General features: G+C 45.6%; 8 protein-coding genes. 4 read left to right on the top strand and 4 right to left on the bottom strand.

What is annotated here, in order from left to right; genetic code table 11:
* Window positions 1-40: 40 nt before the first annotated feature.
* The 3 genes from AC6R00_RS21965 to AC6R00_RS21955 form a co-directional block, all read right to left on the bottom strand.
* Complete coding sequence (locus AC6R00_RS21965; protein ID WP_500641928.1) at window positions 41-706, bottom strand: hypothetical protein; 666 nt, start codon at window positions 704-706, stop codon at window positions 41-43.
* 307 nt (window positions 707-1013) lie between these two features.
* Window positions 1014-1544: a 3'-5' exonuclease gene (locus AC6R00_RS21960; protein ID WP_500641927.1), complete on the bottom strand. Its 531-nt coding sequence runs from the start codon at window positions 1542-1544 to the stop codon at window positions 1014-1016.
* Window positions 1545-1632: 88 nt separating this feature from the next.
* Entirely contained in the window at window positions 1633-3162 is a 1530-nt protein-coding gene (locus AC6R00_RS21955) for a sensor domain-containing diguanylate cyclase (protein WP_500641926.1), read from the bottom strand.
* Between the two features lie 320 nt (window positions 3163-3482).
* Between AC6R00_RS21955 and AC6R00_RS21950 the strand changes: the two genes are divergently transcribed.
* Genes AC6R00_RS21950 through AC6R00_RS21940 form a run of 3 tightly spaced genes read left to right on the top strand, consistent with a single transcriptional unit; the run spans window position 3483 to window position 8911 of the window.
* Window positions 3483-4115, top strand: coding sequence for a DUF2760 domain-containing protein (locus tag AC6R00_RS21950; RefSeq protein ID WP_171321343.1), 633 nt, complete (start codon window positions 3483-3485; stop codon window positions 4113-4115).
* Window positions 4115-6046: an Hsp70 family protein gene (locus tag AC6R00_RS21945; RefSeq protein WP_500641925.1), complete on the top strand. Its 1932-nt coding sequence runs from the start codon at window positions 4115-4117 to the stop codon at window positions 6044-6046. Before AC6R00_RS21950 ends, AC6R00_RS21945 begins: the two co-directional genes overlap by 1 nt.
* Window positions 6047-6103: 57 nt before the next feature.
* Window positions 6104-8911, top strand: a complete 2808-nt coding sequence (locus tag AC6R00_RS21940; RefSeq protein WP_500641924.1) for an Hsp70 family protein — start codon at window positions 6104-6106, stop codon at window positions 8909-8911.
* Window positions 8912-8997: 86 nt separating this feature from the next.
* Here AC6R00_RS21940 and AC6R00_RS21935 read toward each other — a convergent pair whose 3' ends face one another.
* The gene (locus AC6R00_RS21935; protein ID WP_500641923.1) at window positions 8998-10539 is read right to left on the bottom strand and encodes an ADP-ribosyltransferase; all 1542 of its coding nucleotides are present in this window, start codon (window positions 10537-10539) and stop codon (window positions 8998-9000) included.
* Between the two features lie 218 nt (window positions 10540-10757).
* On the opposite strand from AC6R00_RS21935, the gene AC6R00_RS21930 reads away from it, so the two are divergent.
* Window positions 10758-11189, top strand: a complete 432-nt coding sequence (locus tag AC6R00_RS21930) for a CesT family type III secretion system chaperone (RefSeq protein WP_500641922.1) — start codon at window positions 10758-10760, stop codon at window positions 11187-11189.
* Window positions 11190-11322 lie beyond the last annotated feature (133 nt).

Raw genomic sequence — 11322 nt, 5'->3', positions numbered from 1 at the left:
CTTTTTTATGTGTCTTGGTGTTGAACTCGCAAGCCAAGCGCTATATTTCTAGTTTGAATCCGAGCTTCATGACGCTGACTTTCGCTAAGCCTAGCCTTACTGCCTCAAGCTGATTAGCAATCGACTCGGCATCCTGCTCATTTTTTGCCAACACTGCAATTGAATACAGAGGTCGGACAAACTCGGTTCCTGCGATACCATCATTTTTCAAGTAGGCTGACGTCACTTTACCTTGATTCGTCCAATCGACTACTTTTTGCAAATCAGCCGCCAGCACTTTATCAACTAAAAGTGCATCGGTTGGCTCTTGCCACTCAAGCTCAAGCGCATAGTTTTCAAATGCTGGAACACTATCAAGCCACTTACTTCCCAAATCACGAATTTCCTCAAACTCCACCATTTGATTGTGTGAAAAAGGCAAGTTAGACAATTTACGTCTTACTTCTTGTTCGCTTTCCGCTTGCATAACAAATCGAATGATAGGGAAATCCTGCTCCCCGATACGACTTGAAGTAACAAACATGTCCTTGATGTAACCAGCATCTACCAAGTTCGCAAAAGCTTTTTTTTGCGCCGGCATCATGTCAAACACTGCTTGGGAATCTTGAGTTTTCCAAGCAACCGTGACAGCAAACGCCCCCGCTTGTGACTGCAAAGAAAAGCAGGTTAAAACCGCCAACAAAAACACCTTGTAATTTAGCTTCATTCAATACCTCGTTATTAAAAAATTAATGGTCTCCTAGAGATATCGATGTAAAGAAAACAGGCATCAATGTAACCATATTTACTTCTACTCCACCTCTTGTTAACAGACGTTTAGAGGCTATCAGGACTAGAAATCAGAGGAATGGCAAACAAGCACTTTTAATATTAAAAATCTATGAATTGTAGCGAGTAGGATCTTTAGATTAGGTATTTAGTTTTTTTTAGATACACCAAATTAGTTTGCTGTATCTTTCACTCGCTATTAGCAAACTACTTAAACACAAAAGGAGCCGAGGCTCCTTTTGTGTTTAAAGCATAGTTAAGGCCAGTTTGGCTAGGTTATAGGCATCAACATAACCCGAGTGCTGACGACCTTCCCACTCTATACCTTTGCTCTCTTGTGCCGCTTTATGCCCGATTCGCTTGTCTTTAAGACGATTTTGAATTCGGAATAAGGTCGCCAAGTTAATAAATTCATTGAATGGGGTATCAATGCCCTTATCTAAGCACTCTTGCCTTAGCACGAGATCATCTCGACCCCAAGCAGCGTATATTTTGTTCGTACCACCAAAATTTTTGACCATAGATTTGAGGACTTCTTCTAGTGGACGGCCCTGCTTTTCAATTTTACGTGGAGTGATTCCTGTTAACTGAGAACAAAATAGCGAGACTTCATCTGTTTCTGGTTTTACGTAGTATTGTGCCCGCTTAACGATTTCCCCTTTTACAAGGTCAATCTCTGCAAGCCCTACTTCAATGATTTCGCCAGTGGTACCGACACCGTCTTCATTCCAACAGCACATTTCTAGATCGAAACAAACTACACGGTTATGGTTCATGGTTCGCCTTTGTTCAAAATAATCTGAAAGCGCAAAAGTCTACAATAGAATACGTCAAAACTCGAATATCAACACACTGACTGGCTAGTTATTCTGCAATTGAAACGCAGTTTCGCCCTGCTTGCTTACTCTTATAAAGTTGAGCATCTGACGCTTGCATAATGTCCTCTTCGTTTTCTAACCGACGAATCGCAGCACCGATACTGAGTGAGCATTGGATAATTCTTCCATCAAACTCATACTTTGAACTTGCTACTGCGCGACCAATCCTGTCCAGATAGTTAAACAGCTCATAGCGATCAGTAATGTGAGAGATGATACAAAACTCATCGCCTCCCATGCGGACAAAGACATCCCCTGGCTCTAAGTGACTTTGAACAACCCTAGCGACATGACAGAGCATTTCATCTCCCGCTACGTGCCCGTGGTGGTCATTAATGAGCTTAAACTTATCCACGTCAAATCCCACTAAAGCAAAAGACTTCTGCTTGCTGACTTTATCTGTCAAATATCGACTGAACGCCCGGCGGTTATATATCCCCGTTAGCGTGTCGTGATCCACTAAGAATTGGAGCTCTTCGGTACGTTCATCAAGCAATACTTCAAGATGTTCTTTGTCACGAATTAATAGCAATACTATGTAACTTGATAGGCATGCGATAACAAGCCCAGCCATGAAGATTCCAACCAATACAAAACGATCATTATCCGTCACCTTTCTGTCGAGTTTGAAATCAACAATCCATTCTCGATTGGGTAATACGACGCGTTTGGTAATCTCAATGCCGCTAGTTGCATCCCAGTTATTGCTTTCATATAAGATCGGATCGTCTTCGGCGTCGAAGCCCATATCCGTCACTTTGACCAGCAAGTCTTGCTCAGTAGCGGTACGGACCACGATTGATTCGAAATATTTGGTAGAACGGATAACACCGATCACCACACCAACTAACTCTTTAGCATTTTCCGCACTAAACACCGGGTGATAAACCAGTAATCCTGTTTTTGCTAAACTTCTATCAAAGCCGTCTTGCAGCAAACGAATTTTATCAGACACACTTGGCTGCCCGGTTTCTCGAATGCCATCAAGCACTAGCTGAAAACGCAACCGAGACGAGTAATAGCCAAGCGCATTGAAGTTCGCCTGATTTCGGGGATAGACATCGGAAGCTGGGTAGATGGGTTCATCGTTACGCATGATGTAACCAAGCGTCTTCGGCCCGTCTTTCGGCACGGTATAAATCTCATAAAACGGGTAGGTTCGCTTAACCTTTTCAATATGGGCGGCGACTTGATGATGTTCAATGCGCGGCATCCATTGCAGCGCGATTAGCGTTTGAGAAGCTGAAACTATCTGATCGGCAAAAACTGGAAAGCGATGCCAATCTTCCGGCTGGGTAGCATGGAAGAAATTAGCACCAGCACCGATGAACTGTAAATCACTCTCCACTACCTGCTGAAGGTTTTCCGCTTGTTGCTCTGCCAGTTTATCTACCAATGAAACTGTGTACTTAAATTGTGATTGATAGACAAAATAGACCGCATATAAGGTCAACAGTAAGGTGAAATTAAACGCTAAGAACGGGTATAAATACTTCTTTTTAGTCAATTGTTGCATAAAGCATATTTGTGAAACGACGCATTAAAATAACCGCGACATTCTAGCCTTATCCATTTAGTTACATAAAGCGTAATTGTCGATTACATATGAAACTATTCACGTTCCGTGCAGTACGCCTCTTTTTGAGTGAATAATTGCATAAAAACTCATCACTTGAACTTTATAACACCGTATTAAGACGCTTTTATTAGCAGAATGGTGACTTGATTATGGTACTATTCGCCCCAATTTATCAGAACAAATAGGCTCATACCGTCTCTGAGCCAAAGCAGAGATTTACTTCATCTCTCCTTACACTAAACATTAAGAGAATTGTCATGACGTTCGATTTACAAATGATCCCTCAAACGTTCGATATGCTTCACGCGGGTCTTGCTGCTTCAAGTGTATTGCTGCTACTTATTGCGACTTCTCGCAAGTCAAAAGTCATTGAGAAAGTGGTAGAAAAACCAGTTGAGAAAATCGTTGAAGTAGAAAAGCCCGTCGAAAAGATCGTTGAAGTAGAAAAAGTGGTCGAAGTAGAAAAAGTCATCGAGAAAGTCGTTGAAGTTGAATCAAAACTGGCAACTGCCTCCACAGATTCAGCTATGCAACTCCTATCAATTATGCAGCAAGAAGCGCGTCTAATCGACTTCTTGCAAGAAGACTTAACCTCATTCTCTGACGAAGAAGTGGGAGCAGCTGCTCGCGTTATACACACCGGTGGTCAAAAGGTACTAAGTGACTATGTAACGCTTGAGCATATTCGTAATGAAGACGAAGAAACTCGCATCACTATTGAAGAAGGCTTCAACCCGCAGCAAGTTCGCCTAACGGGTAACGTAACGGGTAATGCACCGTTTAACGGTACTCTGGTTCACAAAGGTTGGAAAGCAAGCTCGATGAATCTACCAAAACTTGCAGAGAACTATGATGCGTCTGTTATTGCTCCAGCAGAGGTTGAGCTGTAATGGAACACCAAAATAACCAAGCGCAAAACACAGAATCTAACCCACCTAAATTTAGCGTCGGTATCGACTTAGGGACCACACATTGCGTACTGTCATATGTAGATACTAGCGTTGAAGATGCACGCGTTGAGGTAATGTCTATTCCTCAATTAACGGCACCAGGTACAGTAGAAAATCGCAGCCAACTCGGTTCATTTTTATACCAACCACACGAACACGAAATGAACCCAGCTTCGCGTGTTTTGCCTTGGTCATCTGAGCCAACGGCTCTTGTTGGTGCTATCGCGCGTAATTTGGGCGCTAAAACACCGATTCGTCTGATTGCCAGTGCGAAATCTTGGCTTTGTCACGGTGGCGTCAACCGTCGCGATGCGTTTCTGCCGGCAGGTAGTCCTGAAGAAGTTGAGAAGGTGTCACCACTGCGTGCCACTGAGCTTTATCTAGAACACCTAAAACAAGCTTGGGATCATTCAAATCCAAATAATCCTTTAGCCGAACAGGATGTGACCATCACTGTTCCTGCATCGTTCGATCCTGCAGCACGAGATCTGACTGCAGAAGCTGCACGTAACGTCGGCTTTGTACACCTAACATTACTCGAAGAGCCACAAGCTGCGCTCTACAACTGGATTGATAACAGCAACGACAAATGGCGCGATGAAGTCTCTGTTGGCGATATTGTTCTTGTTGTTGATATCGGTGGTGGTACTACCGACCTTTCTCTTGTCGAGGTGACGGAGGAAGAAGGTAACCTAACGTTGAATCGTATTGCTGTCGGTGAACATATCCTATTGGGTGGCGACAATATGGATCTTGCACTGGCTTATCGTCTCAAGATGAAGCTTGCTCAAGAAGGCAAAGAGCTTCAGCCATGGCAAGTTCAGGCAATGACTCATGCATGTCGTGATGCTAAAGAAGCCTTACTAAACGATAGCGAGCTTCAATCGGTGCCTATCGTGGTACCGAGTCGTGGTTCTAAGCTGCTAGGTGCGACACTTAAAACAGAGCTTACTCAGCAAGAAGTTCAACAAACGCTTGTTGATGGATTCTTCCCTAAAGTTGCTGTTAGCGAGCATCCTGTTCAGCGTAACCGTGGCGCACTGACTCAAATGGGTCTGCCTTACGCACAAGACGCAGGTATTAGTCGCCATATCGCCGCATTCTTAACCAAACAAGCCAACGCGCTTTCTGGTTCTGAAACACAACCAGAGTACAACCCATTTGCCAACATGCCAGGCATGCCGGGTGGTGACGTTGCTCAATCTTCTGATTTCATCAAGCCGACAGCGATTTTGTTTAACGGTGGCGTACTGAAGTCAGCCCTGCTTGCTAATCGTCTTGAAGAAACGCTCAATGAATGGTTGATTGACGCAGATTGCGAAATGGCGAAGCGTTTAACTGGCGTTGACCTCGATCTTGCAGTAGCGAGCGGTGCTTCATACTACGGCAGCGTTCGCCGCGGACAAGGCGTTCGAATTCGTGGCGGTATCGCATCTAGCTACTACGTAGGTATTGAGAGTGCTATGCCCGCTATTCCAGGTATGGCGCCACCGATGGAAGCGCTGTGTGTGGCTCCATTTGGTATGGAAGAAGGCTCCAGCGCTGATGTACCAAGCCAAGAGTTTGGACTTATCATTGGTCAGCCGGTTAACTTCCAATTCTTTGGTTCTACCGTTCGTCGTGACGACATCGCTGGTACTCACCTAGACCATTGGGCTCCTGAAGAGCTAGAAGAACTGCCTGAGATTCAAGTCACGCTGCCTGTTTCTGAAGGGCGCCGAGAAGGTGAAGTGGTTCCGGTAACTCTTGCATCACGTGTCACTGAACTCGGTACTTTGTATCTTGAAGCTATCGCTGCTGACAATGGGCAGAAATGGCATGTTGAGTTTGATGTCCGCGAAGACGCAAACTCGAACTCAGAACAAGCATAACGATTAACGGCACCTCTGGGTGCCGTTGTTTTAAGTTGTCCGCAAATAAGGTTATCTATGGCATCTCCTCGATTCTTAGTCGGTATTGATTTAGGTACAACCAACACGGTTGTCGCATTCTGTGAAATCACCGATGACCTACAAAACTCTGCCGTTTCCCTATTTGAAATAGACCAGTTGATTGGCCCAGGTGAAGTCGTCCGCAAGCCATTGCTGCCCTCTTTCCGTTATCACCCAGCGGCAGGTCAAGTCTCCCCATCAGACTTAACACTGCCATGGGATAGTGAACCCGTCTCTGGTGACATTAGCCAAGTGATTGTTGGCGAATGGGCCCGAGAGCTCGGCGCCAAAGTGGAAGGTCGCCAAGTTTCTAGTGCCAAAAGTTGGCTCTCCCACCAAGCAGTCGATCGAAGCTCTGACATATTGCCTTGGGCTGGCGCAGCCGATGTCGATAAAGTCTCACCTGTTATCGCCAGCGCAAGCTACCTGAACCACATTCGACTTGCTTGGAACTATCGCAATCCAAGCAATAAGCTTGAAGACCAAGAAGTGGTAGTGACGGTTCCTGCTTCCTTCGACGAAACAGCGCGAAAACTTACCCTTGAAGCCGCACAGCTCGCAGGGTTAAACAAGATTGTGCTTCTCGAAGAGCCTCAAGCGGTTTGCTACGACTGGTATGCGCGCCACCAGCAAGTTGCAGCAGAAGAGCTAAAAGACCTGCCGTTAATTCTTGTCTGTGATGTCGGTGGTGGTACAACCGATTTAAGTTTGATTGAAGCTAAACTCGATCAAGGTGAACTCTCTTTGGATCGCATTGGCGTGGGCGATCACTTAATGCTAGGTGGTGATAACCTCGACCTTGCGTTAGCGCATCTGGCAGAGCAGCGTTTCAATCAGAGTAAAAAGCTCAACGCAGCCAGCTTGACCAAGCTGATTCAGCAAACACGCAAAGCAAAAGAAAACTTGCTCTCGGCCGATGCACCTGAAGAAGTCAAGATCACTATGCTCGGCAGCGGTTCTAAACTGCTAGGCGGGACGAAGAGTATCGGCCTTTCAAAGCAAGAAGTTCATCAAATTGCTCTCGATGGATTCTTCCCACTGTCGGATTTCACAGACACGCCAGATAAAAGACGTAGCGCCGTCGTTGAGTTCGGTCTGCCGTACGTCGCCGATCCTGCGGTCAGTAAACACATCGCAGAGTTTTTGAGCCAACATCAGCAAGTTTCAATGGCAGCGCTCAATCAAGGCGATCCCAACAAACCCGCTATCCCTGTTGGCATCCTGCTCAACGGTGGTGTGTTCAATAGCGACCTTGTCACTCAGCGTGTTACCCAATTGCTTGGCAACTGGCGTGGTGAGGATATCACGGTGCTCGATAACCCTCATCCGGATTGGTCAGTCGCACTTGGCGCTGTCGCTTTTAGTAAGGCTCGTCGAGGCGCGCAACTTAAAATCGGTGGTGGAGCAGCACGTTCTTACTTCTTACATCTTCAAGAAAAGAACAAAATGGGCAAAGCACTCTGCCTGCTGTCAAAAGGCACCGAGGAAGGACACGAAATTAGGCTAAGCGGTCGCAGATTCTCGTTAACTTTGGGCGAACCTGTTCGTTTTAACCTTCTAACAACGACACACGACACGCTGTCCAACAATACCGCGATTCAAAACGGCGTCATGGTTGATATTGACCCAGACCTATTCGCGCCGCTACCCCCTTACATATCGACACTTGAAGGTGAAGGAATCGAACTGCAAGCCAACCAAAAAGAGCGAGTTGAAGTTCAGCTCGCCTGTCAGCTAACCGAAGTTGGCACGCTGAAAATGGAGTGTGTCCATGTCGAAGACGACACCAAGCGTTGGGAATTAGAATTCGAAGTTCGTAACCAACAAGCAGAAGAGCAAGTTGAAGAGAGTCTTCACCCTCGCCTGCCCGAATGTAAAGAGCTGATTTCTCGTATCTACAGTGGCAACAAGAAAAGCGCGGATTCGAAAGAAATCAAAACCCTAGCTAAAGAGCTAGAGCGAAAGCTTGGCAAACGTGATGAGTGGGACTTCACGACTTTACGTCAGCTGTTTGATGCTTTTGCACTCGGACGCAAACGCCGCCGCCGCTCTGAACCACATGAAAAAAACTGGCTACGTTTAGCCGGATTCTCGCTGCGTCCGGGTTTTGGCGATGCTACTGATTCTTGGCGTATAGAGCAAGTTTGGGGGCTATATCAGCAGGGAATTCAGTTTAAAAACCATCAAGGCTGGACTGATTGGTGGGTTTTCTGGCGCCGAATTGCCGGGGGGCTAAACCAAGATCAGCAAGAAAGCATCCTCGGTGATATTGCTAAATACCTTCACCCAGGGGCGATGAAAAACCCTCAGTCAGCCAAAGCGGCGCAAGACATGGGTTATGAATCTATGGTTAGACTTGCCGCTTCACTAGAGCACCTTGAAGTGGAAGATAAGGTGCTGCTCGCTTCTTGGTGCTTAAGTAAGGCCATCAACCATAACCAGTTCGAACAAGCGCATTGGTGGGCGTTAGGTAGGCTTGCTTCACGTACTCCACTGTATGGCAGTCAGCACAGCGTGATCCCTCGAGAACAAGCAGAACAATGGCTACCTAAGTTGCTGGAACAAAACTGGCAGAAAGAACCCATGATTGCTTTTGCCGCGGTCATGATCTGTCGAAAAACAGGCGATCGTCTGTTTGATATTTCTGATGATTTTAGAAACCAAGTTCTTGCGAAGCTAAAACAAAGCAAGGTGCCAGAATCTTGGGTTAGCTTGGTAGAAGAGGTGAAAGAGCTATCAGAAAGCGAATCTAAGCGTGTGTTTGGTGATGCTTTGCCTAGTGGGTTGACTCTTGTAAATCATTAATGCTGGAAAGCATTATAATCCTAAGACAAAAAAGCCCTTCTCATCGAAGGGCTTTTTTTAGTGTAAACAAAGCATGTAGACGTGGGTTAAGCCATCATCTCTTCCGTAATCCCCACCCTTAACAGCGCAGCTTTCTCAAAAGCAGTCAGCTCAGAAAGGTCGCTAATCATTGGTGCATCAGCAAAGCGAGCATCGGTCGGCTCACCTAGCTTTTCCTTTAGGGCAGTAATCAGTCCTTCGATGACATTACCATAGCGCATCGCACTAGATATAAGCACCGGATTTTCCTGTGCATCATCAGAAACCGGCACTTTTTCAGCAACTAAGCCCATAATACCCCTAAGATTCTGGCCAAAATCGCCTTCCAACTGAGCTAAGGCCTGCTTAAGATCGCTTTGCGACATACCATCAAAGCTTGATTTCATTAACTCTCTGTCAAACTTAGCATGAGCGTTTGCGTCAATAGCGTCTTCCGGCTTATCCGCTGTTTTTGCGTGCCACTGAGAGGCTGACATATCAATGAAGCCCTGAATACCTTGCATTACTGTTCCTGCATTTGGTCGACTATGACTTAACGAGTCTACAATCGAGCCTAGTTCGCCAGTATATGATGCATCTTGGTTTGAAACTGTTGACAGTGCGAGCTCCCGGATCATAGCTAAGTCTCCCTTATTAAGAGCGCCATTCTGTATCATACTAAAGGAAACAGTCCCGTCGGCGATTGCATCTTGCAGTGCATTAATCGATTCGCTAGACAGTGTAGGGGTTGTACTTGGTGCAATTCTGGTAGCAAGAAAGCTAACTGCATCCAGTGCAGTTTTAACACTGTTATCTTTAGCAGAGCGACCGCCTCCAATCCCAAGATCGTTATCCGCTTCATAGCGAGATTCAATTGAGTTCGCGACCTTCTCTTCACTTGCCGAAGCAGTCTGTTGAGGCTGTAAGTGAACAATTAATTCATCTTTAAGCTTGCTGATTTGTACAGTAAGTTGATTGATCTTGTCGCTGGCGGCTTGTAGTTCCTCGGATGAGGCATCGTTCAAAAACGTTGAAGCATCTTTAGCCTCACCACTACCTGTTGTCGCCCACTGCTGGAAAGGCTGACCACCCACCATATCGCTTAATATGTTGCTTGCTGCCGTTTTCTGAGTTTCGGTTCCGAACAGTTTGATGGTCTGAAGTGCTGTGACTGTTGAACGTAGAGCGCCATTGTTTGTCGCAAGCTCTCTATGCTGCTGTTTCAGTGACTCTCCATCAAGGCTCGATAAAGTATCTAACTGAGTTAGGCCATTTAGAGACTCTTTTATAGCTACCTTACCCATTTCTTCACGGGATAGTTGCTGTGTTTGACCTGTCGGGGTCATGCTTGATATAGGCTTATCTTTTGATACAAACAACCCCTTAATGGCGTTTACCGCACCGCTCAACCAGCTAATAACCTTGTCTTTTAGCGACGTTATCGGACTACTCTCCGTTCTTTCTGCTAACTGCTGAACTTCTTTTGGTGTTGCGATTGAAGTGACGGGTTTATCACCAAGTGCGCCAGTCTGAGCTGACATCTCTGTCTGATGATTTGAAACATTGGCAACCTGTGTTGCGCTTGAGTGAGTTGCATTTAAATGAGTCATACTGCTTTTCTTTATTGTTTAACACGCTAAGCAGTTTAGGAGCTTGCTGCAGGAGAAAATATCAGGATCGGTCGGAAATATATAACTGACAAATACCAGTCAGCTATCTCAGTCACTCACACCAAACAATATAAAAACTTCCTGCCGATACTGATAGTTGAGCCAGACGCTTTTTGTTGTACTGCCGTCAGATTTTCAGACCAACATAAGAGTAACGAATGAGTCAACAATACACTCAGGCAATTGAAATACTATGTCAGGAGTTAAACCTAACACTTTCAGGTAACATTGATACCGTTGTCAGCTTCAAGGTAGGAGAGCAGGAATGCCACATTACAGAGCACCCTGCAGGACGGTTACTTATGTTCAGCAATCTTGGTGAGTTAACCTCTAACAATGCGAAATCTCTGCTTGAGGTAGGTATGTTTAGCCAAGAAGAGAAAAAGCCTGTCGTTGGCTTTGATAGCAACAGCAATAACGTGATCCTCTGGAACCAGCAATCTCTGGTACAGGCTGACCGTCATAGCCTCTATCAGCAACTTGAGCTTCTTAGCCAATATTACGATCAAGTGCAAAGTGACTTACAAGAGTTGGCTGAACCAGAAGCCAAAGAGAAGTCTAATTTTAGCCAAGCTGCATTTCGAGTGTAATCATCGTTCACTAACAAAGAACCATCGCGAATCTAAGCAAAGTCACTCTGGCTTTGCTTTTTTGTGTACATAACCAATAAGAAAATTTACAAAAAAAGGCGCCACAATGTAGCGCCTTGAGGTTAGAACGATT

Source organism: Vibrio sp. R10-SF1-ISO8 (assembly GCF_059833805.1).
Note: the sequence above shows the minus strand (reverse complement) of the source record. Positions and strands in the feature narration are given on the sequence as shown.

Excerpts from the sequence above, each read along its gene's own strand:
- AC6R00_RS21965 (WP_500641928.1), bottom strand. The coding sequence starts at position 706 with ATGAAGCTAAATTACAAGGTGTTTTTGTTGGCGGTTTTAACCTGCTTT.
- AC6R00_RS21960 (WP_500641927.1), bottom strand. The coding sequence starts at position 1,544 with ATGAACCATAACCGTGTAGTTTGTTTCGATCTAGAAATGTGCTGTTGG.
- AC6R00_RS21955 (WP_500641926.1), bottom strand. The coding sequence starts at position 3,162 with ATGCAACAATTGACTAAAAAGAAGTATTTATACCCGTTCTTAGCGTTT.
- AC6R00_RS21950 (WP_171321343.1), top strand. The coding sequence starts at position 3,483 with ATGACGTTCGATTTACAAATGATCCCTCAAACGTTCGATATGCTTCAC.
- AC6R00_RS21945 (WP_500641925.1), top strand. The coding sequence starts at position 4,115 with ATGGAACACCAAAATAACCAAGCGCAAAACACAGAATCTAACCCACCT.
- AC6R00_RS21940 (WP_500641924.1), top strand. The coding sequence starts at position 6,104 with ATGGCATCTCCTCGATTCTTAGTCGGTATTGATTTAGGTACAACCAAC.
- AC6R00_RS21935 (WP_500641923.1), bottom strand. The coding sequence starts at position 10,539 with ATGACTCATTTAAATGCAACTCACTCAAGCGCAACACAGGTTGCCAAT.
- AC6R00_RS21930 (WP_500641922.1), top strand. The coding sequence starts at position 10,758 with ATGAGTCAACAATACACTCAGGCAATTGAAATACTATGTCAGGAGTTA.